The 24,264-nt window shown below is 64.9% G+C and carries 22 protein-coding genes and 1 pseudogene; 16 read left to right on the plus strand and 7 right to left on the minus strand.

The window, feature by feature from the left end; genetic code table 11:
- Window positions 1-56: 56 nt before the first annotated feature.
- The 11 genes and pseudogenes from HU230_RS05150 (at window position 57) to HU230_RS05200 (ending at window position 11,228) form a co-directional block, all read left to right on the plus strand.
- A complete protein-coding gene (locus HU230_RS05150) occupies window positions 57-1,304 on the plus strand; it encodes an amino acid ABC transporter substrate-binding protein (protein WP_176532620.1) in 1,248 nt (415 codons plus the stop codon).
- A 45-nt stretch (window positions 1,305-1,349) separates the two neighbouring features.
- Entirely contained in the window at window positions 1,350-2,273 is a 924-nt protein-coding gene (locus HU230_RS05155; RefSeq protein ID WP_092125078.1) for a branched-chain amino acid ABC transporter permease, read from the plus strand.
- Window positions 2,266-3,186, plus strand: coding sequence for a branched-chain amino acid ABC transporter permease (locus tag HU230_RS05160; protein WP_176532619.1), 921 nt, complete (start codon window positions 2,266-2,268; stop codon window positions 3,184-3,186). The genes HU230_RS05155 and HU230_RS05160 overlap by 8 nt, the downstream gene beginning before the upstream one ends.
- Window positions 3,176-3,907, plus strand: coding sequence for an ABC transporter ATP-binding protein (locus HU230_RS05165; protein ID WP_176532618.1), 732 nt, complete (start codon window positions 3,176-3,178; stop codon window positions 3,905-3,907). The genes HU230_RS05160 and HU230_RS05165 overlap by 11 nt, the downstream gene beginning before the upstream one ends.
- Complete coding sequence (locus tag HU230_RS05170) at window positions 3,897-4,616, plus strand: ABC transporter ATP-binding protein (RefSeq protein ID WP_176532617.1); 720 nt, start codon at window positions 3,897-3,899, stop codon at window positions 4,614-4,616. The genes HU230_RS05165 and HU230_RS05170 overlap by 11 nt, the downstream gene beginning before the upstream one ends.
- A gap of 96 nt (window positions 4,617-4,712) precedes the next feature.
- The gene (locus HU230_RS05175; protein ID WP_176532616.1) at window positions 4,713-6,062 is read left to right on the plus strand and encodes an amidase; all 1,350 of its coding nucleotides are present in this window, start codon (window positions 4,713-4,715) and stop codon (window positions 6,060-6,062) included.
- Window positions 6,055-6,741 carry a DUF2848 domain-containing protein gene (locus tag HU230_RS05180; protein WP_176532615.1) on the plus strand — a complete coding sequence of 229 codons (687 nt, stop codon included), beginning with the start codon at window positions 6,055-6,057 and terminating at the stop codon, window positions 6,739-6,741. Before HU230_RS05175 ends, HU230_RS05180 begins: the two co-directional genes overlap by 8 nt.
- A 253-nt stretch (window positions 6,742-6,994) precedes the next feature.
- A complete protein-coding gene (locus tag HU230_RS05185; RefSeq protein ID WP_176528479.1) occupies window positions 6,995-8,023 on the plus strand; it encodes an IS110 family RNA-guided transposase in 1,029 nt (342 codons plus the stop codon).
- 368 nt (window positions 8,024-8,391) lie between these two features.
- On the plus strand, window positions 8,392-9,135 hold the full coding sequence (locus HU230_RS05190; protein ID WP_176532614.1) for a 2OG-Fe(II) oxygenase: 744 nt from the start codon (window positions 8,392-8,394) through the stop codon (window positions 9,133-9,135).
- A 13-nt stretch (window positions 9,136-9,148) separates the two neighbouring features.
- Window positions 9,149-9,797: pseudogene (gene alkB, locus HU230_RS05195) on the plus strand (DNA oxidative demethylase AlkB).
- Window positions 9,798-10,013: 216 nt separating this feature from the next.
- Window positions 10,014-11,228 carry an MFS transporter gene (locus HU230_RS05200; protein ID WP_176532613.1) on the plus strand — a complete coding sequence of 405 codons (1,215 nt, stop codon included), beginning with the start codon at window positions 10,014-10,016 and terminating at the stop codon, window positions 11,226-11,228.
- Window positions 11,229-11,324: 96 nt separating this feature from the next.
- Here HU230_RS05200 and HU230_RS05205 read toward each other — a convergent pair whose 3' ends face one another.
- From HU230_RS05205 to hpaH, 6 genes are all read right to left on the minus strand, one after another.
- The gene (locus HU230_RS05205; protein WP_176532612.1) at window positions 11,325-12,953 is read right to left on the minus strand and encodes a thiamine pyrophosphate-dependent enzyme; all 1,629 of its coding nucleotides are present in this window, start codon (window positions 12,951-12,953) and stop codon (window positions 11,325-11,327) included.
- A 23-nt stretch (window positions 12,954-12,976) separates the two neighbouring features.
- Complete coding sequence (locus tag HU230_RS05210; protein ID WP_176532611.1) at window positions 12,977-13,849, minus strand: fumarylacetoacetate hydrolase family protein; 873 nt, start codon at window positions 13,847-13,849, stop codon at window positions 12,977-12,979.
- A 10-nt stretch (window positions 13,850-13,859) separates the two neighbouring features.
- Window positions 13,860-14,843 carry a 3,4-dihydroxyphenylacetate 2,3-dioxygenase gene (gene hpaD, locus HU230_RS05215; protein WP_176532610.1) on the minus strand — a complete coding sequence of 328 codons (984 nt, stop codon included), beginning with the start codon at window positions 14,841-14,843 and terminating at the stop codon, window positions 13,860-13,862.
- Window positions 14,844-14,946: 103 nt separating this feature from the next.
- Complete coding sequence (hpaE, locus tag HU230_RS05220; protein ID WP_176532609.1) at window positions 14,947-16,491, minus strand: 5-carboxymethyl-2-hydroxymuconate semialdehyde dehydrogenase; 1,545 nt, start codon at window positions 16,489-16,491, stop codon at window positions 14,947-14,949.
- The gene (locus tag HU230_RS05225) at window positions 16,484-16,882 is read right to left on the minus strand and encodes a 5-carboxymethyl-2-hydroxymuconate Delta-isomerase (protein ID WP_092125091.1); all 399 of its coding nucleotides are present in this window, start codon (window positions 16,880-16,882) and stop codon (window positions 16,484-16,486) included. The genes hpaE and HU230_RS05225 overlap by 8 nt, the downstream gene beginning before the upstream one ends.
- A 21-nt stretch (window positions 16,883-16,903) precedes the next feature.
- A complete protein-coding gene (gene hpaH, locus HU230_RS05230; RefSeq protein WP_176532608.1) occupies window positions 16,904-17,710 on the minus strand; it encodes a 2-oxo-hept-4-ene-1,7-dioate hydratase in 807 nt (268 codons plus the stop codon).
- Between the two features lie 115 nt (window positions 17,711-17,825).
- On the opposite strand from hpaH, the gene hpaR reads away from it, so the two are divergent.
- Window positions 17,826-18,362, plus strand: coding sequence for a homoprotocatechuate degradation operon regulator HpaR (gene hpaR, locus HU230_RS05235; RefSeq protein ID WP_176532607.1), 537 nt, complete (start codon window positions 17,826-17,828; stop codon window positions 18,360-18,362).
- Window positions 18,363-18,387: 25 nt separating this feature from the next.
- Here hpaR and HU230_RS05240 read toward each other — a convergent pair whose 3' ends face one another.
- Window positions 18,388-19,491 carry a GntR family transcriptional regulator gene (locus HU230_RS05240; RefSeq protein WP_224943000.1) on the minus strand — a complete coding sequence of 368 codons (1,104 nt, stop codon included), beginning with the start codon at window positions 19,489-19,491 and terminating at the stop codon, window positions 18,388-18,390.
- A gap of 180 nt (window positions 19,492-19,671) precedes the next feature.
- Between HU230_RS05240 and HU230_RS05245 the strand changes: the two genes are divergently transcribed.
- From HU230_RS05245 to HU230_RS05260, 4 genes are all read left to right on the plus strand, one after another.
- Complete coding sequence (locus tag HU230_RS05245; RefSeq protein WP_176532606.1) at window positions 19,672-20,817, plus strand: ABC transporter substrate-binding protein; 1,146 nt, start codon at window positions 19,672-19,674, stop codon at window positions 20,815-20,817.
- Between the two features lie 72 nt (window positions 20,818-20,889).
- A complete protein-coding gene (locus HU230_RS05250; RefSeq protein ID WP_176532605.1) occupies window positions 20,890-21,765 on the plus strand; it encodes a branched-chain amino acid ABC transporter permease in 876 nt (291 codons plus the stop codon).
- The gene (locus HU230_RS05255; protein WP_176532604.1) at window positions 21,762-23,534 is read left to right on the plus strand and encodes a branched-chain amino acid ABC transporter ATP-binding protein/permease; all 1,773 of its coding nucleotides are present in this window, start codon (window positions 21,762-21,764) and stop codon (window positions 23,532-23,534) included. Before HU230_RS05250 ends, HU230_RS05255 begins: the two co-directional genes overlap by 4 nt.
- Window positions 23,534-24,262 (plus strand): ABC transporter ATP-binding protein, encoded by a 729-nt coding sequence (locus tag HU230_RS05260; RefSeq protein ID WP_176532603.1) that lies wholly within the window; start codon window positions 23,534-23,536, stop codon window positions 24,260-24,262. Before HU230_RS05255 ends, HU230_RS05260 begins: the two co-directional genes overlap by 1 nt.
- Window positions 24,263-24,264: the final 2 nt, after the last annotated feature.

Genomic DNA, 24,264 nt, shown 5'->3' on the forward strand with positions numbered 1-24,264 from the left:
AGATGCGTCGAAGACCGGTCCACAAGACGTCCAAGATACCCGGGAGGAATAATATCATGCTGAGGATCATCGGCGCGGCACTCGCTGGCAGCCTCGCATTTGCCACGCAGGCGATGGCCGCCGACGCACCGTCGGAGATCAAGATCGGCACGCTCTACGCGTCCTCGGGGCGCTACGCCTCGATCTCGATGCCGGTCTACAGCTCGCTCAAATTGTGGGTCGAGCAGAAGAACGCCGAGGGTGGCGTGTTCGTGAAGGCGTTCGACAAGAAGATCCCGATCAAGCTCGTCTCCTATGACGACCAGAGCAACACCGCGACCGCCTCGACGCTTTATAATCAGCTCGTCACCCAGGATAAGGTCGATCTTTTGGTCGCCGATTCCGGATCGGTCCTGACGGCGCCCGCGGTCGCGATCGCGCGCGACCACAAGATGTTCCTGTTCGACCAGACCGGCACCGGCGCGAGCTTCTTCTCCAAGGACAATCCCTACATCGCGCTGATGGCCGATCCGGTGTCGACGGTCTGGCCGAAGCCGGTGGCTGACTTCATCAGCCATGACGGCCCGGGCCTCGGCATCAAGAAGATCGCCATCCTCTACGCGACCAACGAGTTCACGGGCACCCAGGCCAACGCGTTCCGCAAGTTCGTCAAGGAGTCCGGCGCGCCGATCGAGATCGTCTACGACCAGGGCGTCCCGACCGAGACCACCAATTACAACGTCATCATCAACAACATCAGCAACACCAATCCCGACGCGGTGATCCATTTCGGCTACGCGCCGAACGACATCGCCTTCCTGCGCAACGTCCAGGACGTCGGCACCAAGTTCAAGATGCTGTTCGCGATCTATGCCGGTCTCGAGACCGAGCTGCTGGAGAAGAACGTGGGCGCCAAGGGCCTCGAGCACGTTTGGACCTATGTGCCGCCGTCCGAGCTGGACTACCCCGTCAATTTCGGGATGACCATGAAGGATTTCCGCACCGCCTGGCTGAAGAAGTACAACGACGGCAAGATGGAGTTCGGCTTCAACGCGGTGGCGGGCTACACCACCGCGCTGGTGATCGAGAAGACGCTGTCGGTTGCGACCAGCCTCGAGCAGATGGAGCTGCGCCGCGCGGTGTTCTCGCTCAGCGGCCAGCTCAAGACCCTGGACGGCACCTTCGCGCTGGATGAGACCGGCGGCCAGATCGGCGAGTTGACGCCGCTCGGCCAGCTCACGGTCGACGAGCACGATCACATCAAGTTCGTCTCGATCTATCCGCACGAGACCGCCACCGGCAAGCCGATCTATCCGGCGCCGTGATGCAGGTGAGTGCGGCAGGCGTAACCTTCGGCGGTGAGCGATAGCATGACCTATGCGCTCGTTGCCGGCGTGCTGTTCGGGCTGTATTTCAGCCTGGTCGGCATCGGCCTCAACCTCGTGTTCGGCGTCATGCGCATCGTCAACCTTGCGCATGGCGACATCCTGATGCTCGGCGCCTTCATCGCGCTCGGCGTGGTCGGCATTGCCGGCATCGACCCGCTGTTCGCGGTGCCGCTCGCCTTTATGGTGTTCGTGCTGGCGGGCGTGCTGCTTTACTGGGTACTGGTGCCGCGCCTGCAGGGCTCGGCCAACCCGGAAATGCTGTCGATCATCCTGTTCTTCGGCCTGTCGCAGGTGATTGAAGCCGTCACCACGATCTTCGCCGGCACCAGCGAGCGCTCGATCCAGAGCCGGCTGCTCGGCACCGTGTTCACGACCATCAAGGTCAAGTGGTTCGGCGGCAAGGCCGGCGGGGCAGGGCCGATCCAGATCTTCGGCCAGGGCTTTCCCGCGCCCTGGGTGATCGCGGCCTGCACCAGCCTCGTCGCGATCGCGCTGGTGTACCTCTATCTCTACCACACAAGGCTTGGCACCTTGACCCGTGCGGTGATGTCACGGCGCGACGAGGCCCTGGCGACCGGCATCGATGTCGATCGCGTCTCGGCGGCGGCGTTCGGCATCGGGCTCGGTATCGCCGCGGTTGCCGGCGTGTTCGCACCCTTCATGTTCGGCTCGGTGACGCCGGCCTTCGGCGCCGATGCCACGGTGACGTCGTTTGCGATCGTCGTGCTCGGCTCGCTCGGCAACCCGCTGGGCACCGCGCTCGGCGGCGTCGTCTATGGCCTCTGCTACATGCTGGTGCAAACCTATCTCAGTTCCTGGGCCGACCTCTTGCCCTATGTGTTGCTGATCGTGATCCTGTTGTTGCGCCCGAGCGGTCTGCTCGGAAGGCGGGTGCGCGTTGCATAACGCCTCGAAACACCTGCTGTTCATCCTGGCGCCGCTGGTGGTGGTGTTCGCCCTGCTGCCCGGCGTCTATCAAAACCATCTGCTGCTGTTCAACTTCGTGATCTTCCTGATCCTCGCGCAAGGCGTGAACATCATCTATGGCTTCACCGGCTATCTGCCGTTCGGCTATGTCGGCTTCTTCGGCGCCGGGGCCTACGGCTTCGCGATCATGGTGATGCATCTGCAGACGCCGGCGCCGCTGGCCGTGCTGGTCGGCGGCGCCGTCGCGGTTGCGCTTGGCCTGTTGCTGACGCCGCTGCTGCGGCTGTCGGGTGCGTATTTTGCGATCGCCAATCTCGCAGCCTCGCTCGCGGTGCTGCACTTCGTCGCCAACCCGGCGCTGGAGGGGATCACCAAGGGCCCCTACGGCGTGTCGCTGACCGGCACTTTCAACCCGAGCCATGCCTATTATGCGGCCGTTGTCGTGATGGCGCTGACGGTTGGCGCGGTGGTCTATCTCAAGAACTCATCGTTCGGCCTGGCGCTGCAGGCCGTGCGCGAGGATGCGGTGTCGGCCTCGATGGCCGGCGTCGACATCATCAAGATGCGGGTGATCGCCTGGCTCGCCTCGGCGCTGGTCGCCGGCCTCGCCGGCGGCATCTACGCCTGGTACGTCTCGGTGTTCTATCCGGACAACGTGTTCTCCGGCGAGTTCAGCATCTTCGCGATCGTGTTCGCGCTGTTCGGTGGCGTCGCCACCATCACCGGACCGATCGTCGGCGTGCTGATCCTCTACGGCATCTACAATCTGATCGGCTTCACCACGCCGCAATATTTCCAGCTGATCTACGGGCTCCTGATCATGGGATTGGTTTTGTTCCTGCCTGCAGGGCTGGTGTCGCTGGCAACGCGCAGGGGGTGGCATGTCCCCTGAGCAAAACTCCATCCTCAAGGTCTCGAAGCTGGTCAAGCGCTTCGGCGGCTTCCACGCGCTCGATGGCCTAAGCTTCCATGTGGTGCCGGGCGAGATCCTCGGCCTCGTTGGTCCGAACGGTTCCGGCAAGACCACGGCGATCAACGTGATCTCCGGCCTTTATGCGCCTGACGGCGGTGAGGTCGTGTTCGACGGCGCGTCCTCCGGCGGCATCGCCTCGCACAAGCTGGTTCACCGCGGCATCAATCGTACCTTCCAGGTGCCGAAGCCGTTCCTGTCGCTCACGGTACGCGAGAACATCCAGGTGGCGCTGGCCTATGGCGGCGCGACCGGTACGCCGCCGTCGATCGCCGAACTGCTCGACGAATACCGGCTCAAGGAAGTCGCCGACCGTCCGGCGGCCGATCTCAACAGCGCGCAGCAGAAGATGCTCGATCTGACCCGCGCGCTCGCCACGCGGCCACGCTTGTTGCTGCTCGACGAGCTCGCCGCCGGTCTCAACCCAGCGGAGCTCGACTGGATCGCCGGCCGCATCAAGGCCTTGGCTGCAACCGGCATGGCGATCATCGTGGTGGAGCATCTGATGGGCTTCATCGAGCAGATCACCGACCGCGTCATCGTGCTCAATGCAGGCAAGGAGATATTCGAGGGCACGCTCGCGACCGCGGTGCGCGAGCCGCAGGTGATCGAGGTGTTCCTGGGAGGCGAGCATGCCCACTGATGCAGCGCCGCTTCTGGACGCCAAGGGCGTTGATGCCGGCTACGGCACCATGCAGGTGTTGTGGGGCGTCGATCTCGACGTCCGCCCCGGCGAGACCGTGCTGCTGCTCGGCGCCAATGGCGCGGGCAAGACCACCTTCCTGAAGTCGCTGGTCGGCCTGATCGAAGCCCGCAGCGGCCACATCAAGCTCGGCGGCGAAGACATCACCAAGATGCGATCTTCGGATCGCATGAAGCGCGGCATGACCTACATGTCGGAGCTCGCGGTATTCCCCGATCTATCGATTGAGGAGAACATCCGTGTCGGCGCGCAGGCGCTCGGCCATGCCAATCCGGGCGCGCGGGTCGACGAACTGTACGGCCTGTTTCCGGTGCTGCGCGACAAGCGCCGCGACCCGGCCTCCAGCCTGTCCGGCGGTCAACGCAAGATGCTGGGCATCGCCAAGGCGCTGTCGGCCGAGCCGAAGCTGCTGGTCATGGACGAGCCTTCGGCGGGGCTGTCGCCGCTGTTCGTCAAGGAGGTGCTTCGCGCCTTGTCGAGTCTGCAGGGCCGCGGCTTGGCGCTCTTGATCGCCGAGCAAAATATCGGTTTCCTAGAGATTGCCACCCGCGTGTTCGTGCTAGAAGGCGGCCGGATCCGCTTCTCCGGCACGGTTGCCGAGATGAGCGGCAATGAAGAGCTGCACCGGGCCTATTTCGGGCTGAAGTGATGCCGGCGCACCGGTCTGGAAATCGGCGTCGGTTCGCGCGACAATCAGCTGCAAGATTTTTTGAATTGCCAGCCAGCAAGCCGTAAAGTGAAAGCCATGCCCAAGAATCCGACACTCGCCTCCCTTGCCGCCGACCTCGCCAGCGGCGCGACCTCCGCCCGCAAGCTCGTCGAGCGATGCATCGCCAGGATTGCCGATCCGGCAGGCGAGGGCCAGCGCACCTTCATCCACGTCGACCGCGACGCCGCGCTGGAGGCCGCCGACGCCATGGACCGGCTGCGCAAGGCCAACGCCGCGCCGTCGCCCTTTGCCGGCGTTCCGGTCTCGATCAAGGACCTGTTCGACATCAAGGGGCAGGTGACGCGCGCAGGCTCCCGGGCGCTGGATGATTCCGCGCCGGCGGATGCCGATGCGCCTGCGGTGGCGCGGCTCAAGCGCGCCGGCTTCATCGTGATCGGCCGCACCAACATGACCGAGTTCGCCTATTCGGGCATCGGCATCAATCCGCATTACGGCACGCCGAAGAGCGCCTGGAACCGGAGCGTCGGCCATGTGCCCGGCGGCTCGTCCTCGGGCGCCGCGGTCTCGATCGCCGACGGCATGGCGTTCGGCGCGCTCGGCACCGACACCGGCGGCTCCTGCCGGATTCCAGCCGCCTTCAACGGCATCGTGGGCTACAAGCCGACGCAGCGCCGGATTCCGCTCGATGGCGGCGTGCCGCTGTCGTTCACGCTCGACAGCTACGGCCCGCTGGCCAATTCAGTCGCCTGCTGCGCCGCGCTCGATGCGGTGCTGGCCGACGAGCCGGTGACGCCGGTCACCCCGCGGCCGGTGAAGGGCATGCGGCTCGCGGTGCCGACCACGGTCGTGCTCGATGACCTCGACGATGCCGTCGCAAAGACCTTTGAGCGCGCGCTGGCGGCGCTGTCGCGCGCCGGCGCCTTGATCGAGCGGATCGAGGTGCCCGAACTGCTCGATGTCGGCGTGATGAACACCAAGGGCGGGTTTTCCGCGGCCGAGAGCTATGCCTGGCACCGCTTCCTGCTGGCCAGCAAGGGCGACATCTACGATCCCCGCGTCGCGGTGCGGATCCAGCGCGGCGAGGGCTTTCTGGCGGCCGACTATATCGACCTCATCAATGCGCGCCGCTCCTTCATCGCCCGGACCGAGGCGCGCATCGCGCCCTACGACTCAATGGTGCTGCCGACCACGGCGAACCTGCCGCCGACCATTGCGAGCCTCGCCGATGACAAGGCATTCGCCACGGAGAATTTGCGCGCGCTGCGCAATCCCTCGCTGATCAACGTGCTCGACGGCTGCGCCATCTCGCTGCCCGCGCATCGCGAGGGCGAGGCACCGGTCGGCCTGATGCTCGCCGCCGCGGGCGGTTCGGATCGCCGCATCTTCGAGCTTGCCGCCGGAATGGAGACTGTCATCCGTGTTTGATCTCACCTTCAATGTCGATGACAAGGGCGTCGCCACGCCGCTCACGCTCGAAATCAAACAGGCCGTGATCGCCGGCTGGACCGGCCGCGATCCGGTGGCGCGCGACAAGCACATCGCCGAGCTCGAAGCGCTCGGCATCGCGCGGCCCGCGACGACGCCGATCTATTACCGCTGCTCGGCGCGCCGGCTGACCTTTGCCGACACGATCGAGGTCTGCGGCGAGGATTCGAGCGGCGAGGTCGAGTTCGTGCTGATCGGCTGGCAGGGCCGCATCTTCGTCGGCTGCGGCTCCGACCATACCGACCGCAAGGTCGAGAGCTACAGCGTCACGGTGTCGAAGCAGATGTGCGACAAGCCGATGGCGGCTGAACTCTGGGAGCTCGAGGACGTCATCGATCATTGGGACCAGCTCATCCTGCGCTCATGGGCCGTGATCGGCGGTCAGCGCGTGCTCTACCAGGAGGGCACACTCGATCACATGCTGCCGGTGAAGGACCTGATCGCGCGCGGCTTCGACAAGGGCGCGCTGCCCGACGGCTGCGCCATGTTCGGCGGCACCTTCGCGGCCAAGGGCGGCATCCGCCCCGCCAGCCGCTTCGAGTTCGAACTGGAAGATCCCGTGCTGAAGCGGAAGATCAGCCACGGCTACGACGTGGTGACGCTACCGGTCAGGGGCTGATTTCGCCGCAAGTCGTGCCAGAAAATGTCGGCTAACACTCTCTCCGCGCGTCGTCCCGGCGAAAGCTAGTCAGCACTTCCTCCGCGCGCCGTCCCTTCGAAAGCAGGGACCCGTACGCCGCGGCTTTCGCAAAGGGCACGCGGCCAGACGGCCTTCTCACAACCAGCACCTGTGGTTGATGGTGTGGACGGCCCCCTACGGCATCAGTGTGCCAGAATGAGGTTGTTGTAAATCTCAGACAAGGAGACCGTCCGTGAGAGAGATTATCCGTATTGGGATGGATACGTCGAAGCATATTTTTGTGCTGCATGGAGTTGACGCGGCGGAACAGCCGGTGTTGCGCAAGAAGCTGTCGCGCAAGCAGGTGCTTGAGTTTTTTGCCAAGCTTCCGCCGACCGTGATCGGGATGGAGGCCTGCGGGGCGGCTCATTACTGGGGGCGCGAGCTTGGCAAGCTTGGCCATGAGGTGAAGCTGATAGCGCCGCAGTTGGTGAAGCCTTATGTGCTGCGGAACAAGAACGACGGGCGAGATGCGGATGGGGTGTGCGAAGCGATGGGCCGACCGCGGATGCGGTTTGTGCCGGTGAAGAGCGCCGAACAGCAGGCCGCGCTGATGCTTGCAGGTGTCCGCGATGGGCTGATCGGCCGCCGTACCCAGCTCAGCAATGCGATCCGCGGCTACGCGGCGGAGTTTGGCCTGATCGCGCCGAAGGGGTTGGACAAGATCGAGCCGCTGTTGGCCCGGATCACGCAGGACGAGAGCGTTCCCGCTATGGCGCGCGAGCTGTTCGCCATGCAGGGCCGTGACTATGCGCAGTTGCAGGGTGAGCTGAAGGCGGTCGAGGCCAGGCTGCTGGCCTGGCACCAGGCCAACGCCACAAGCCGTCGTCTGGCCCAGATCCCCTCGGTCGGTCCGATCATCGCGACCTCGCTTGTGATGAAGACGCCGGACCCGCACGCCTTCCGCTCCGGCCGCTTGTTCGCGGCCTGGCTCGGCCTGACGCCCAAGGACCATTCCACCGCCGGCAAAACCAGGCTCGGCAAGATCACCCGCGCTGGCGACGAGACCCTGCGTCGCCTGCTCGTGGCCGGGGCGACCGCGGTGATCCGGCAGGCAAGGCTCGGGCGCGGCCACCCCTCGCGCTGGCTCGTGGCGTTGCTCAGGCGCAAGCCGCCGAAGCTTGCGGCCGTGGCGCTCGCCAACAAGGTGGCCCGCATCGCCTGGAAGCTGATGGCGACCGGCGAGAGCTATGATGCCGCACGCATGAACGCTGTCACCTAACAAGTCGGCCGGCCGGACGTAGCGCTCGCCGGACGAACCGGAGCTGCAAGAGCAGATGGAATGATCGATCGATCCAGAACGCGAGACAAGCCGCGGGACCCATTGGCCTTCACAAGGTCGCCAGGTTGTTTGGCACTCGCGTCGCGGAAACCATCTTGGCCCAGCGATCAACACGATCGCATCAAACAGGCCGGACATATGGATGACAGCGATCCGACCAATCCCAGAAAGCTCTTGTGCCACGGGGGCCGTCCACATATGGGTCCCTGCTTTCGCAGGGACGACGCCGTGATTGTGGCGGCGTTCTCGGCATATTTGGATCGGAAATCGGGTGGCGCCAGCTGCGCTCAAGGGCCAGATTCCCTCGCATGACAGCAACAGCCAAAACCATCACTCGCCCGACCTCCAGCATTCCCACCCGCGTTGACGCGCTCGACTGGGACCAGATCACCACCGACCTCGACGGACAGGGCTGCGCCGTCCTTGGCGGCCTGCTGACGCCGGAGGAATGCGATGACGTCGCCGCGCTCTATCCCGACGACAGCCGGTTCCGCAGCCGGGTCGTGATGGGCCGCCACGGCTTCGGCCGCGGCGAGTACAAATATTTCTCCTATCCGCTGCCAGACCTGATCGCGGAGCTGCGGCCGGCGCTGTATGCGCGGCTGACCGCGACCGCCAATCGCTGGAACGAGACGATGGGGATCGAGATCAGCTATCCGCCGTCGCATGCGGCGTTCTTGAAGCGCTGCCATGATGCCGGGCAGACCAGGCTGACGCCGCTGCTGCTGCAATATGGCGAGGACGACTACAACTGCCTGCACCAGGATCTCTATGGCGAGCACGTATTCCCGATCCAGGTCGCGATCCTGCTGTCGCAGCCGGGGCGCGATTTCACCGGCGGCGAGTTCGTGCTGACCGAGCAGCGGCCGCGGATGCAGTCGCGGCCCGAGGTGGTGCCGCTGACCAAGGGCGATGCGGTAGCGTTTGCCGTGCATCATCGTCCGGTGCAGGGCACGCGCGGGCCTTATCGTGTCAATCTGCGCCATGGCGTCAGCCGGATCAGGTCCGGCCATCGCCACACCGTTGGCGTGATCTTCCACGATGCAAAGTGAGTGCGAGAGAGGCGTGGCTGCTGATTTGTTCGAGACCATTGGCGATGCCCGGCCGCCGCGCGAGACCATCGCGGACGGCGCGGTGCTGTTGCGCGGCTTTGTCCGGCCGTTCGAGGCCGAGCTGATCCCGGCCTTGCGCATCATCGTCAGGCAGGCGCCGTTCCGGCATCTGATCACGCCGGGCGGCCACCGGATGTCGGTCGCGATGACCAATTGCGGCAGCGTCGGCTGGGTCTCCGATCCCAGCGGCTATCGTTATGATCCAATCGATCCTGACTCGGGACAGCCCTGGCCTGAAATGCCGGAGGTGTTGCGCAGGCTCGCCGCCGGCGCCGCCGCCGAGGCCGGCTTCAACGGCTTCGCGCCAGAGGCCTGCCTGATCAATCGCTATGTCTCCGGCGCAAAATTGTCGCTGCATCAGGACAAGGACGAGCTCGACTACGGCGCACCGATCGTTTCGATTTCGCTCGGGCTGCCGGCGATCTTCCTGTTCGGTGGCCTGAAGCGCAGCGACACGCCGCTACCGGCTCGAACATGGCGACGTTGCGGTGTGGGGCGGGCCGTCACGGCTATTTTATCACGGCGTCGCGGCGCTCGCTGATGGTGAGCACAGCGTGCTCGGCCGCCAGCGCATCAATTTGACTTTCCGCAAGGTGCGCTAGCTATTGCGCGGCGGCAGGTGGCTGCACTATTTCGGAATAATGGAAATATACAATTGAGTTGCCCGACGCGTCAAGCGCTTTTCCGAGTACCGGCGGAACGTCTGCTGCTTTGCATGGGGTTGTTTTCGATATTTTTGGCAGCTCGTACCTTTGCCTCCTCGCTTCAGTCAGGCTAAAGGCCTCCCGCAAATGGGAGAGCTGGTCTAGACTTCGCGTATGACCACCCAGGCCGACCGCGCGGTCAATCGCACCGGCGTCTATCTCGCCGTCCTGCAGCTCGTGTTCACGCTGGGCTGGACCACCTACCTGATCTATCTGCCCAAGCTGTGCGCCGATGTCGGCATCGCGCCGTCGACCGTCATCCTGATCCTGATGATGGACCAAGGCATCTTCACCGTCACCGACACCGCGATGGGCATGGCCGCCGACAGGATTGCGAGCCTGGTCGGCCGTCTCGGCCTGTTCGTCGGCATCCTTGCCGCGATCTCCTGCGTCGCCTTCGTCGCGCTGCCTTACGTGGCCGGGACCGGGCCTGGCGCGAAGGTCTGGCTGATCGCGCTGATCGTGATCTGGGCTGTCACATCATCGGCCTTGCGCGCGCCGCCACTGACGCTGCTCGGCAAGTATCGCGCGCAACCCTCGGTCCCGTTCCTCGCCGCGCTCGCGATGCTGGGCTACGGCATTGCCGGTGCGGTCTCGCCCTATCTCGGGGTCGTGCTGCGCGATCATGACGCGCGGCTGCCATTTGTGCTGTCCGGCGCCGTGCTGCTGCTGACTGCGTTCGCGTTCTCAGGGATCGAGCGCCGCATCGCCGAGGAGGTGCAGCCCGAGCGGCTTGCGGCACCGGCCAAGCGGCTCGGGGCGGTGCCGATGTTCCTGATCGGATCGATGGTGCTGCTGTCGCTCGGCTATCAGCTGCACTTCAACATCAACAGCGTCCCGTTCTATTTGCGTTTTGCCAGGCCGGACAATCTGCAATGGCTGATGCCGGTGTTCTGGATCGGTTTCAACATCGCGATGTTTCCGGCGAGCATTGTCGTCAAGCATCGCGGCGGCCTGATTGTGATGGGCGCAGCCGGACTACTCGGTGCGTTCGCCATCGTCGCGGCGGAGATTGCCGGCAGCCTCAACGTCCTGATCGTGGCGCAGTTCATGGCGGGAGCGGCCTGGGGCTGCATGCTGATGAGCGCGGTGTCCGCAGCGCTTGCGATCGGGGAGACCGGCGCCGAAGGCAAGGTCACGGGCCTCGTGTTCTCGGCGCTGGCGCTCGCGACCTTTGCGCGGATGGCAGCGGTGGCCGGCGGCCTGCAGAAGATACCCGACTATGCGCCGCTGGTGCACTGGGCGCCGGTCGCCTGCTGGTCGGTCGCCGGCGCCGGCCTGCTGGTGATCGCCGCGTCGCGGCTGCAACGCGGCTTGGAGAGCGCCTAGAGCTTTGGTTCTGACTGAATCGGAACCAAAGCTCTAGATTCTTGTTTTGACGCGGTTTCTTCACGCGAACCGGTGTCCACTTCGCTCGAAAACGCTCTAGTTGTTCCTCGCCGGATGGATGAACGCCCAGGGCGAGACTTCGGAATCCGTCGGCACTTCCACCGAGATCACGTAGGGCCCGCCATCGGCCAGCGCCTTCTCCAGCACGGGGCGGAAATGATCGGGCGAGGTGACGCGCGCGGCGCCGACGCCAAAGGACTCCGCGAGCTTGACGAAATCGGGGTTGACCAAATCGGAGGCGACGACACGGCCGTCGAAGCGCTCGCGCTGGTCGCGGCGGACATTGCCATAGGCGTTGTTGTTGAACACCAAGGTCACCACGCCGATCTTGAACTGCACGGCGGTGGCGAGCTCCTGCACGCCGAACATGAAACCGCCGTCGCCGGTGATCGCGACCACCGGCTTATTCGGGTTGGCGACCTTCGCGCCGAGCGCGGTCGGGAAGCCCGAGCCGAGCGTGCCCTGATAGCCCGAGGTGACGAAGGTGCGCGGCTCGTAGATCGGAAAGCCGTACCAGGAGGCGAAGCCGACCTGCGACAGCTCGTCGGTGACGATGGCGTTCGCGGGCAGCACCTCGCGCAGGATCTTCAGATAGGCCATCTGTGGCTGGATGCGCTGGATTTCCTGCTCGGCGGCCGCGGTCGCCTCGCGGATCGCCGCGCGGCGGCCCGAGGTCTTGCTGTAGCCGGCTTTGCGCACCGCCGCGATGAGGTCGGCGGTGCCAGCCTTGGCGTCCGCGATCACGCCGGCGTCGGCCGGCCAGCGGCGCAGCTCGACCGGGTCGATGTCGATCCGCACGCATTTCAGTCCGGCCGGCTGATAAGGCCAGCGCGACATGGTCGGCAGCTCCATGCGGGTGCCGATGCCGATCATCAGGTCGGTCCTTGGCCACAGCTTGTAGGCCGCGGCCATGGTGAGCCCGAGTTCGTGCGCATTGGAGACAATGCCCCGGCCGCTGCGGAATGCGACCACCGGCGCGTCGATCATCTCGGCCAGCTCGAGGATCTCCTCGCGGGCCTCGATGGCGCCACTGCCGACGAAAATCATCGGCGCCTTGCTGCCGGCGATCAGATCAGCGGCCGCCTTGATGCGGTCCGGATCGGGCCGCGGCGCCGGCAATCGATCGAATGGCTTGACGGGGGCAACCTGGGTGCGCTGGGTGAACACGTCCCACGGCATCTCCAGCGAAGCCGGGCCGCGCCGGCCCGACAGCATCTCCTGGAATGCGTGCGACACCATCGCAGGCGCGTTGTCAGGATATTCGATCCGGTCGGCCCATTTCACGAAGGTGCGCAGCGTCGCAAGCTGGTCCGGCATCTCGTGCAGATGGCCGCGGCCCTTGCCGAGAAATTGGGTCGGCACCTGGCCGGTCAGGCACAGCACCGGCTCGTTGCAGCCGAATGCGGTCAGCAGCGCCGCCGAGGCGTTGAGCACGCCGGGACCGGGCACGACGCTGAACACGCCGGGCTTGCCAGAGGAGCGGGCATAGCCGAACGCCATGTAGCCGCAGGCCTGCTCATGCCGGGCGCCGATCACCTTGAGCTGCGCCTGGTGGAAGGCATCGAACAGGCCGTAGATCTGCGCGCCGGGCAGGCCGAACACGGTGTCGACGCCGTGGGCGACGAGGCCGTTGACGATCGCTTCGCCGCCGGATGTTGAGGTCATGGCACTGTCCACTTGCTCTGAGGTTAGGTGGCTTCGTCGACGACGCCGTTGCGCAAGATACCGACGCCTTCGGCCTCGACTTCGACGACATCGCCGGGCTTCAGATAGCGCGGCGGATCGAACCGCGCACCTGCGCCGGTCGGCGTCCCCGTGACGATGATGTCGCCGGGAACCAGCGTCGTGAAGGTCGAGATGTAGTTGATGAGGTAGCGGAAGCCGAAGATCAAGCGCGAGGTGCGGTCGTCCTGCCTGACTTCGCCGTTGACTCGCGTGATCAGCCGGATGTCGGCGATCTGCGCCTCGCTGGTGTAAGGCACGATCCACGGGCCGAGACTGCCGGTGGAATCGAAGTTCTTGCCCTGGGTGACGTTGAATTTGGCGTGGCGCACCCAGTCGCGGATGGTGCCTTCATTGCAGAGCGTGATCGCGGCGATGTGATCGAGCGCGGCGCTCTCCGGGATATGCCGGCCGGCCTTGCCGATCACCAGCACCAGCTCGCCCTCATAGTCGAGCTGCGGCGAGATGCGCGGCCGCACGACGGGCGTGTTGTGGCCGACGAAGGAACGCGGCACCCGCAGGAACATGCTGGGATATTTCGGCGCATCCGAGCCGTCCTTGTACTCGGCATTGCGGTCGGGATAGTTGACGCCGATGCAGATGATCTTGTCCGGCACCAGGATCGGCGGCAGCCAGGCAACTGCGTCGAGCGCGTGGTCGGGCGCGCGCTTGGCGGCGTCCTCCACGAGCCTGGTCAGTGCGCCGGCGGCAATCGCCTCACGCAGCGTCGGATAGTCCTTGGCGAAGCGTGACGAGAGGTCGACGATACCGGTGTCGGTGACGGCGCCATATTGCGTGGCGCCGTTGACGGAATAGGTGGCGAGGCGAGGGGCTGACATCGGTAGCCCCTCAGTCCGCGACCAGCACGTCGGCGACGAAGCGGGGCTCGCGCACCGCGTGGCCGGCGAAGGTCGAGCCTTCCTCGAACCAGGAGCGCGGCGCCGGTGCGCCCCACAGCGTCTGGCGGCGCGGATCGCGCAGCGACCAGCGCAGCGGCTCATGGTCGTGATCGCCGGTGAAATAGTCGCTGGTGTAGAGCTCGATGCGGTGGCCGTCGGGGTCGCGAATGTAGAGGAAGAAGGCGTTCGAAATACCGTGCCGGCCTGGCCCGCGCTCGATGTTCGCGAGAAAGCCGGAGGAGGCCATCACGTCGCAGAGATGCACGATGTTCATCGCGGTCGGCACCCAATAGGCGATGTGGTGCAGGCGCGGGCCACGGCCGTTGGTGATGGCGAAGTCATGGACATTGCCCTTGCGATGCATCCAGGCGGCGGCGATGCGGCCGTTGTCGCCGTCCTCCTCGGCATATTCGGTGAGGCGGAAGCCGAGCCGGGCGTAGAAGTCGACCGTGTCCTGCACCTCGGCGGCGAACACATTGAAATGGTCGAGCCGCTGCGGATGGCAGCCCTTGTAGAGATCGTAGCGCCGCAACAGATGCGGGCGCTTCTCCATCGTGGCATAGAGCTCGATCTGGAAGCCGAACGGATCGGTGAATTGCAGCGTGCGGCCCTGGAACGGCTGGTCGACGAAGGCGTAGGCGATGCCGTTCTCGGAGAAGAAGGCGGCCGCCTTGTCGAGGTCGCCGTCATTGCCGACCTTGAAACCGAGGCGGTTGCAGGCAGCCTTCGCCGCCTTGCGCAGCACGACCGAGTGATGCTGGTGCTCCTCGCTGGCGCGCAGATACACCGATTTGTCGTCGCGGTCCTCGATATGGAGGCCGACGGTCTTCTCGTAGAAGGTGGCGCTCTTCTCCAGATCCGTGACGTCGAGCACGGCATGGCTGCAGCGGATGATGTTGAACGGCGGATCGAAGACGTGTGTCGGCACTGGCATGGCGTGTTCCCTCAATTTTATCCGTCATTCCGGGGCGATGCGCAGCATCGAACCCGGAATCTCGAGGTTCCGGCTTCGCTTCGCGCCCCGGAACCTCGTGCAATCAGATTCCCAGTTTCTGGATCTTGTGCGTCCCGCGCGCGAGCGAGACGTGCTTGGTTTCCATGTAGAAGTCGAACGAGTAGTCGCCGCCGTCGCGGCCGATGCCGGAGGCTTTCATGCCGCCGAACGGGGTCGGCAGGTGGCGGACGTTTTCCGAGTTGAGCCAGATCATGCCGGCTTCCAGCGCGTCCGCGACGCGCAGCGCGCGGCCCACGTCGCCGGTCCAGACATAGCCGGCGAGGCCGTACTGCACGCCGTTGGCGATCTCGATGGCGTCGGCCTCGTCGCGGAACGGGATCACGGTCAGGAACGGACCGAACACCTCCTGCTGGGCCACGCGCATGGTCGCGTTGGCGCCGGTGACGAGGGTTGGCTGCACATAGTGCCCGCCGCCCGGACCGTCATGCGGCTTGCCGCCGACCGCAATCGTCGCGCCGTCTTGCCTGGCGACGTCGAAATAGCTGCAGACCTTGGCGAAGTGCCGTTCGTGGATCAGCGGCCCGATCTCGGTCGCCGGATCGAGGGGGTGACCGACCTTGAGTGCCTTCACGCGCGCGGTCAGCTTCTCGATGAACTTTTCGGCGATGCTCTCCTGGACCAGGAGGCGGCTCGACGAGGTGCAGCGCTCGCCGTTGAGCGAGTAGATCATGAACATGACGGCATCGAGCGCGCGGTCGAGATCGGCATCGTCGAACACGATCACTGGGTTCTTGCCGCCGAGTTCGAAATGCACGCGCTTCAGGGTCGGCGCACCCTGCGCCATGATTGCCGAGCCCGTCGTGCTCTCGCCGACGAAGCCGATCGCCTTGATGGCAGGGTGCTCGGTTAGCGCCTTGCCGGCGTCCTCGCCGAAGCCGTGCACGGTGTTGAACACGCCGTCCGGCAGGCCGGCCTGCTTGGCCAGCCTGACCAGGAGGTCGGCGGTCACCGGCGACCATTCCGCCGGCTTGTGTACCACGGTGCAGCCGGCAGCGAGCGCGGGCGCGATCTTCCAGGTCGAGAGCATGAACGGCGTGTTCCACGGCGTGATCACGCCGACCGGGCCGATCGGCACGCGGGTCGAGATGTTCCAGTGCTCGTCCGAGGGTGTGTTGAGGCCATCGCGGGCCTCGCCGCATTTGTCGGCGAAGAATCGGAAATTCTCGGCGGCGCGGATCGCGGCCTTGGCCATGAAGCGGTGTGCCTGGCCGGTGTCGATGCATTCGAGCACGGCGATGTCGTCGGCGCGCTCCTCGATCGCGTCCGCAACGCGATGCAGCAGCTTGCGCCGCTGTACCGCCGGCATGTCGCGCCAGGCCTTGAAGGCCTTGAACGCAGCGGTTGTCGCGCGGTCGATATCGTCCGCATTGCCACGTGCGACCGTCGCCAGTACCGAGCCATCGATCGGCGATTTCGTCTCAAAAGTCTGGCCGGAGACCGCCGGCACGACCCTGCCGTCGATCACATGGCCGATGCCTTCGGCTTTTAATTTCGCAAGCAACGGACCGGCGCGATCGCGGTTGGCCTGGAACACGTCGGCTGTGGATGTCGGGGTGGCTTTATCCATTGACCGTCTCCACCTTCAGTGCGTCGTGGATGTTGTTGCGTTTCCAGCTCGTTTCCTTGTCGTTGATCTGCATGTCGAACGACAGGGCGAACTTGCTGTTGGCGAATACCGGATCGAGATGGGCCGACAGCGCCTTGAAGATGTGCTCGCCGGCCTTCTTGCGCGCGGCGAGGTCGCGGCCTTCGCCCAGCCGCAGCACCATGTCGAGGAAGCCGTAATTCTTGCGGCCGTCGGCGATCGCGTAGTGCTCGCATCTGATGGCGCGCACGCGGATGCCGCCGAGCGGGAAGATGCCGGTCTCGACCGCGGCCTTGCGGACCAGTTCGACGGTCGCGCCCATGTCGACGAGGCCGTCGAGATTGGCGGAGTATTCAATCGTGAAATGCGGCATGCAGCTCTCCTGCTGAGTGCGTCAGGCGAAGTAGCAGCTCACGGAACCGTAAGGTCCGTAGTCGGCTTGGATGGTGTCGCCCTTGCGGGTCTCGATCGGGCGGATGAAGGAGCCTGCCAGCACGATTTGTCCGGCCTCCAGCGCCAGCCCATTCTGGGCGATCTTGTTGGCGAGCCATGCCACCGCGGTCGCCGGATGATTCAATACGCCCGCGGCCAGACCGGTTTCCTCGAGCTGGCCGTTTCGGAAGCAGAGCGCGCCGATCCAGCGCAGATCGGCTTCGAGCGGACGGATCGGACGGCCGCCGAGCACGATACCGGCATTGGCGGCGTTATCGGCGATGGTGTCGAAGATCTTGCGCGTCGCCTTGGTCTCGGGGTCGACGCGCTCGACCCTGGTATCCAGGATTTCCAGCGCCGGCACCACGAAGTCGGTGGCGTTGAGCACGTCGAACAGCGTGCAGTTCGGCCCCGCAAGGCGATGCTTCATCACGAAGGCAAGCTCGGCCTCGACGCGGGTTGCGATGAAGCGGTCGGTCGGCACGAGGCCGCCATCGGCAAAGAACATGTCGTCGAGCAGGATGCCGGAATCCGGCTCGTCGATATTGAGCGCGCTCTGCATCGCCTTCGAGGTCAGGCCGATCTTGTGGCCCTTGACGACGCGCCCCTGCGCCACCTTCATCTCGACCCAGGCCTTCTGAATCGCGTAGGCGTCTTCGAGGGTCATGCGGGGGTATTCCAGCGACAGCTGGCGGATTTGCTTGCGGGTCTTTTCCGCACTGTCGAGCCGTTCGGCGGCAGCGCGGATATCGTCCTTGGAGAGGGCCATGCGTGATACACAAAAGTGGATGTCGGGAGATGATTAACATGTTAAGTTAATTCGCGCAAACTGAATCAGGGCATGTTGCAACGCAAAATTTTGTTGCTGTGGATTGAGCTGAGTGATGGCACGCAAGAAATCGTTGGATGAGAACCGGCCGGGGCAGGGCGACGAGGCGTCGTCGCGACGGACCCCGATGCGCGAGTTCTCGCGCTCGCTGCCGATGTCGCTGCTCCGTGCGCGCGAGGCGGTGATGCGGCAGTTCCGTCCGTCGCTGCGCAATCACGGACTGACCGAGCAGCAGTGGCGGATTTTGCGTGCGCTCACCGCGGTCGATGAGATCGAGGTCACCGAGCTCGCCCGCGTGGCGTTTCTGCTCGGCCCGAGCCTGTCGCGAATCCTGCGTGATCTCGAGGCGCGCGCGTTGATCGAGCGCAAGGCGGCGGAGAACGACGGGCGGCGCGCGGTGGTCTCGATCTCGGCCAAGGGGTTGAAGCTGATCGAGGCGGTGGCGCCGACGTCGGAGGCGATCTACGCCGAGATCACACGACGATATGGCGCGCGCAAGCTTGCCGAGTTGCACGAGATGCTGGGCGCGCTGGAGGCAAGCCTCGCCGGAATGGGCTTGGCCGATGACGCCGAAGTCGAGGCCGACGAGTAATCGCGGCGATGCGCGGCAATGCCGCTCACGCCATGTAGGGCACGCGCGAGATCACGTTGACGGCGCGGAATTCGGCGATCCAGCCGGCAACCTTGGAGTGCGACCACTCGATATGGCGGCGCAACGTCGCGGCGGCCGTATCGCCGTCGCGGGCGCGCAAGGCTTCGATGATCACCAGATGCTCGTCCATGAAGGAATCGATCTGCGGCGCGGTCAGGGCGACCTGGATGTGCTTGCCGATCACGAAAGCGCAATGGGTGCGCTTGAGCGCTTCGATCATCTCGCGATTGATGCCGTAACCCAGGCAGCGGATATGGAGGTCGCCCTCGATCTCATCGAGCTCGCCGACGCCGACGCGGCTGCGGAATTGGATCCCTTCGCGCAGCCGCTCCGCCATCCGGTCAAGCAGCGCGGTCGGAATCCTCGCCGCAGCGGATTTGAGGAGCAGCGGCTCGAGGGTTGCGCGCACCTCGAAGATGTCGCGGAGGCGATCCTCATCAAGCGGCACGACATACCAATGAGCCTTGGCGCCTTTCTCCAGGATTCCGATCGCCTGCGCACGTAGCAGCAAATTGCGCGCAACCGTGCGCCCGACCCGGAAGTGCCGCGCCAATGCGAGCTCGCTGACGCGGAAGCGTCCGAACAGCGACCGGTAGATGATCTCGCGCTCGAGCTTGTAATAGAGCGTATCCCAGGCGTCGCTGCGCACCGCCTCGACGGGGCCGTCGGTCAGCCCAAACATCTCCGGCGTGATCGGGACGCGCCGCGGGTCGACCTTGCGCTTGCCGGCGATCACGCCGCGGCCATCGAAGCGGCGCACCAGGCCGATGTGCTCGAGCTGTTCGAAGGCCTGCCGTACCGGCGAGCGGCTCGAGCCGAACAAGGTCGCGATCGCCGATTCGGAGAGAACCGTGCCGGGTGGCACGTCACCGGCCCGGATGTGCTTCGCCAATGCGCTCTTGATCAGCGCGTAGGCCGGCTGTTTTCGTCTGGTCTGCGATTTCGCTCTTGGAATCGACATGGATGACTGCCCGCCGGTCACACTATCATGTGATCCCGTCATGGTCGCTGGTAGCAGGCATTTACACACCGTTGCCAGCGACTTTTGACTATTGCGTGCAATGTGCAATCATGTTTAGCTATGTCAAACGCCAGATTGATGGCAGCCGTTGCGCGTCTTGTGCGCCGCAAGCGGCGCTCACGTTTGTTCGTCGTGCCGATTGACGGCTGCGGATAGGCACTCGATCGACGCGTCAGCTCGTTTCAACGCAGCCGATATGCAAGTCGGCGCACCAAAAGGGAGGATTGAATGAAACTGACGAGGCGTGAGTTTTCCGCCGGCTTGGCGGCAGGTCTCGCTGCTCCCGCGCTGATGCGCAGCGCTTGGGCGCAGGGAGCGACCATCAAGATCGGCATGTGCGTGCCGGTGACCGGACCGGCAGCGGAGCAGGGCCTGTGGGCCCAGAACGGCGCCAAGCTGGCGCTGGCCGCGGTCAACAAGGCCGGCGGCGTGCTCGGCAAGCAGGTCGAACTCGTCATCGAGGACGACCAGACCACCAATCCGGGCATCGTGCTGGCGTTCTCCAAGCTTGCCGCGCAGCCCGACATCGTTGCCTTCCTCGGTTCGATCCGCTCGACCCAGGTGCAGGCGATGGCGCCCGACGTGATCAAGGTCGGCAAGCCGGTGATGATCGGCGGCACCAATCCCGATCTCACCCATTCCGGTAATCCCTGGCTGTTCCGCTTCCGCCCGAATGACAATTATTCCGGCCGCGTGATTGCCGATTTCGGCGTCACCACGCTCGGCAAGAAGAAATGGGCGATCGTCCATTCCACCGACGCCTTCGGTACTGCGGGCGGCAAGGCACTCACCGAGGCGCTGACCAAGCTCGGCGCGCCGCCGGTGCTTGACCAGGGCTATGCCAACCAGAGCCAGGACTTCACCCCGGTCGTGCTGGCCGTAAAGCAGTCCGGAGCCGACGTGCTCGGCACCTACTTCACCTTCGAGAACGACCTCGGCATCTTTGCCCGGCAGTTGCGCCAGCTCGGCGTCAACATCCCCTGGGTCGGCTCGCCCTCGGTGGTGGCGGTCTCCTCGACCAAGCTCGCCGGTCCGGCGCTGTTTGGCACCTATGGGGTCGCCGACTTCGCCGAAGACTCGAGCGATACCGCGAAGGCGTTCGGCAAGTCTTATCGTGATGCCTACAAGACCGCGCCCGACAACCAGAGCGCCTGGCCGTACGACGCGATCACCATCCTGTCGGCGGCGATCAACAAGGCCGGCTCGACCGATCCGAACAAGATCCGCGACGCCATCCTGGCGACGCAGAAATTCGCCGGTGCGGAAGGCGAGTATAATTTCGACAAGAACGGCGACGGCCTGCACGGCTACAATGTTGTGAAGAACGACAAGGGCAAGATCGTTTACGACAAGCATATCGACTTCAACGATTGATCGCGGCTCGGCCTCGCCGGCAAAACCGGCGAGGCCGATCTTCTGCGCACACTGTTCTGATCGAGCGCTGTCATGGATCTGGTTCTACAACTGCTGTTCACCGGCATCGGCATCGGCGCGGTCTACGCGCTGGTCGCGCTCGGTTTCGTGCTGATCTTCCGCGCCACCAACGTGGTGAACTTCGCGCAAGGCGAGTTCTCGATGGTGGCCGCCTATCTGATGGTGGTGTTCTCGGTCGATCTCGGCTGGCCTTACTGGCTGTCGTTCCTGATCGCGCTCGCCGGCATGGCGCTGTTTGGCGTCATCTTCAATCTTGGCGTCTATTATCCGCTGCGCCACCGCACCTATCTGCCTGTCATCATCGCCACCATCGGCGCCTCGATCCTGCTGTCGAACTCGGTGCTGGCGATCTACGGCCCGCAGCCGCAGGTGCTGCAGGGCTGGTTCGATACGCCCGGCATCCAGCTCGGCCCGGTCTATCTCGACAGCCAGTATCTGTTGATCATCGGCGTCACGATCCTCCTGGTGCTGTTCAATTTCTGGTTCTTCGAGAAGACGCTGCTCGGCAAGAAACTGCAGGCGACCTCGCAGGACAAGGAGATGGCGTCGCTGCTCGGCATTTCCGTCCCCACCATGATCATGATCACCTTCATCTATTCGGCCGTGCTCGGCGGTCTCGCAGGCATCCTGGTGGCGCCCGTGCTGTTCGTCTCGATCCAGATGGGCTCGACGATTGCGCTGAAGGCGTTTGCCGCGACCATCATCGGCGGCTTCGGCGATGTCGCCGGCGCCATCGTCGGCGGTCTGGCGCTCGGCGTCATCGAGACGTTCGGCGCCGCCTACATTTCGGTGCCGTACAAGGACGGCTTTGCATTTCTGGTGCTGATCGCTTTCCTGGTGTTCCGGCCGCAGGGCATCTTCGGCGAACGCGTCGCGGAGAAAGCATGAGCGCCAGCGACAACATGATTCCGGCGCCGGCCGTGCGCTCGAAGCCGCTGATTATCCGCCATCTGCCGTATTTCATCGGCGCGGCTGCGCTGGTGGCGCTCGCCGCCGGCATGCAGTTCGACGGTTACATCCTCAACATCCTGCTACAGGCGACGACGTTCTCGATCGCGGTGTTCGGGCTTTCGGTCGTGCTCGGCCTGTGCGGCCAGATCAACCTGGCGCAGGCCGCGTTCTTCGGCTTCGGCGCCTATGTCGTCGGCCTCGGGACCGCCGACCTGCATCTGAACTTCTGGCTTTGCCTGGTCGGCGCCTGCGCGATCACGCTGGTCGCCGGCGCGTTTCTGGGCATGTCGACGCTGCGGCTCGGCGGGCACTACCTTGCGATGGTGACGATCTCGTTCCAGCAGATCGTGACGCTGGTGATGATCAACGCCATCGGCGTGACCCACGGGCCGGACGGCATCGCGAACATTCGTCGGCCCGAGCTGTTCCAGTCCTCGCAAAGCTATCTCGCCTTCTGCGTCGCGATGCTTGCGATCGTCGGCTATCTGGTCTGGCATTTGCCTGACACCAAGCTTGGCCGCGCCATGCGCGCGGTGCGCGACAATGAGCTCGCGGCCGGCGTCAACGGCATCGACGTGTTCCGCACCAAGGTCTACGCCTTCGCGGTGTGCGCAGTGCTCGGCGGCCTCGCCGGCGGCCTGTTCGCCGGCGGCTTTGCCTATGTCAGTCCGGACCAGTTCTCGTTCGCGGAATCCATTCAGTTCCTGACCATGTCGCTGCTCGGCGGCGTGGCCTCGCCGATCGGCTCCGCGATCGGCACCGGGCTGTTGATCCTGATCCCGGAATGGCTGCGCTTCCTGAAGAGTGTGCCGGGCCTCTACCTCGCGATCTACGGCCTGTCGGTGATCCTGATCATCCGCTTCATGCCGGACGGCATCTGGGGCTTCGTGTCCGACGCGTTCACACGCTGGCGCGCGAACACCAAGGCGCCGCCGGTTGCCGGAGCGCTCCAGCTCAAGCCTGCGACGACCGGCGGCGACATCGTGCTCGAAGTCACCGGGCTCTCGAAGCATTTCGGCGGCCTCAAGGCGGTGGATGACGTCGACATCGCGGTGAAGCGCGGCGGCGTGCATGCGCTGATCGGACCCAACGGCTCCGGCAAGACCACGACGCTGAACGTCTTGTCCGGCCTCTACAAGGCGACCGCGGGCAAGATCGTGCTCGACGGCACCGACATCACCAGCATGGCGCCGCATCAGCGCACCGCGGCGGGGCTCGGACGCACCTTCCAGAACATCCGCCTGTTCCGCTCGATGACCGCGCTGGAGAATGTCGAGATCGGCGCCGAGCGTCCGGGCAACACCATGATCGGGAAGGGCGACGACGCGCTGACCGAGCGGGCGATGGAGGCTTTGACCTTCGTCGGCCTCGGCAACCGCGCCAACGAGTTGATCTCGAGCTTCTCCTACGGCCATCAGCGCCTGATCGAGATCGCGCGGGCGCTGGCGTCGAACCCGACGCTGCTGTTGCTCGACGAGCCGGCTGCCGGCCTCAACTCGACCGAGAAGCTCGAACTGCACGAGTTGCTCAAGCGCATCGCGGCCCAGGGCCTCACCATCCTGATCATCGATCACGACATGACGCTGGTCTCGGAAGCCGCCCAGCACATCACCGTGCTGAACTTCGGACGCCGCATCGCGGACGGCGAGTCGATGGCGGTGCTGCGTCATCCCGACGTCGTCTCCGCCTATCTCGGGAGCGAATGATGCCGCTGCTCGAAATCCGCAATCTCGTGGTCCGCTACGGCGAGATCGAGGCCCTGCGCGGCGTCACCATCGCCGTGGAACAGGGCCAGGTGGTCACGCTGCTCGGCGCCAATGGCGCCGGCAAGTCGACCACGCTGCGCGCAATCTCCGGCCTCGCCAAACCCGCCTCCGGCGACATCCTGTTCGACGGTCATTCGATCGCGGGCCTCGGGCCGGAAGCGATCGTGCGGCTCGGCATCTCGCATGTGCCGGAAGGCCGCCGCGTATTCCCGGGTCTCACCGTGAAAGAGAACATCATGCTCGGCGCGTCGAACCGGAAGGTCGGGGCCGCGCAGATCTCGCGCGAAGCCGACGCGATGTTCGACCTGTTCCCGGACATCCGCGCCTTCTCCAACGCGCTCGGCTGGACGCTGTCCGGCGGCCAGCTGCAGATGGTCGCGGTGGCGCGCGGCCTGATGGCCAAGCCGCGGCTGTTGCTGCTGGATGAACCTTCGCTCGGGCTGGCGCCTGTCATCGTGCAGGCGGTGTTCCGCATCATTTCGCAGATCAGGAAGGACACCACGGTCTTGCTCGTCGAGCAAAATGCGCGCATGGGACTTTCGGTCGCCGATCACGGTTTCGTCCTGGAAACCGGGCGGATCGTGCTGGGCGGCAAGCCCGACGAATTGTGGGGCAATGAAGCCATCGCCGCAGCCTATCTCGGCGGTCACGCCAAAACCCACGCTTAACA

Origin of the sequence: Bradyrhizobium quebecense (genome assembly GCF_013373795.3) — a bacterium.
Lineage (GTDB): Bacteria > Pseudomonadota > Alphaproteobacteria > Rhizobiales > Xanthobacteraceae > Bradyrhizobium > Bradyrhizobium quebecense.

Excerpts from the sequence above, each read along its gene's own strand:
- HU230_RS05150 (WP_176532620.1), top strand. The coding sequence starts at position 57 with ATGCTGAGGATCATCGGCGCGGCACTCGCTGGCAGCCTCGCATTTGCC.
- HU230_RS05155 (WP_092125078.1), top strand. The coding sequence starts at position 1,350 with ATGACCTATGCGCTCGTTGCCGGCGTGCTGTTCGGGCTGTATTTCAGC.
- HU230_RS05165 (WP_176532618.1), top strand. The coding sequence starts at position 3,176 with ATGTCCCCTGAGCAAAACTCCATCCTCAAGGTCTCGAAGCTGGTCAAG.
- HU230_RS05170 (WP_176532617.1), top strand. The coding sequence starts at position 3,897 with ATGCCCACTGATGCAGCGCCGCTTCTGGACGCCAAGGGCGTTGATGCC.
- HU230_RS05175 (WP_176532616.1), top strand. The coding sequence starts at position 4,713 with ATGCCCAAGAATCCGACACTCGCCTCCCTTGCCGCCGACCTCGCCAGC.
- HU230_RS05190 (WP_176532614.1), top strand. The coding sequence starts at position 8,392 with ATGACAGCAACAGCCAAAACCATCACTCGCCCGACCTCCAGCATTCCC.
- HU230_RS05200 (WP_176532613.1), top strand. The coding sequence starts at position 10,014 with ATGACCACCCAGGCCGACCGCGCGGTCAATCGCACCGGCGTCTATCTC.
- HU230_RS05205 (WP_176532612.1), bottom strand. The coding sequence starts at position 12,953 with ATGACCTCAACATCCGGCGGCGAAGCGATCGTCAACGGCCTCGTCGCC.
- HU230_RS05210 (WP_176532611.1), bottom strand. The coding sequence starts at position 13,849 with ATGTCAGCCCCTCGCCTCGCCACCTATTCCGTCAACGGCGCCACGCAA.
- hpaD (WP_176532610.1), bottom strand. The coding sequence starts at position 14,843 with ATGCCAGTGCCGACACACGTCTTCGATCCGCCGTTCAACATCATCCGC.
- hpaE (WP_176532609.1), bottom strand. The coding sequence starts at position 16,491 with ATGGATAAAGCCACCCCGACATCCACAGCCGACGTGTTCCAGGCCAAC.
- HU230_RS05225 (WP_092125091.1), bottom strand. The coding sequence starts at position 16,882 with ATGCCGCATTTCACGATTGAATACTCCGCCAATCTCGACGGCCTCGTC.
- hpaH (WP_176532608.1), bottom strand. The coding sequence starts at position 17,710 with ATGGCCCTCTCCAAGGACGATATCCGCGCTGCCGCCGAACGGCTCGAC.
- hpaR (WP_176532607.1), top strand. The coding sequence starts at position 17,826 with ATGGCACGCAAGAAATCGTTGGATGAGAACCGGCCGGGGCAGGGCGAC.
- HU230_RS05245 (WP_176532606.1), top strand. The coding sequence starts at position 19,672 with ATGAAACTGACGAGGCGTGAGTTTTCCGCCGGCTTGGCGGCAGGTCTC.
- HU230_RS05250 (WP_176532605.1), top strand. The coding sequence starts at position 20,890 with ATGGATCTGGTTCTACAACTGCTGTTCACCGGCATCGGCATCGGCGCG.
- HU230_RS05255 (WP_176532604.1), top strand. The coding sequence starts at position 21,762 with ATGAGCGCCAGCGACAACATGATTCCGGCGCCGGCCGTGCGCTCGAAG.
- HU230_RS05260 (WP_176532603.1), top strand. The coding sequence starts at position 23,534 with ATGCCGCTGCTCGAAATCCGCAATCTCGTGGTCCGCTACGGCGAGATC.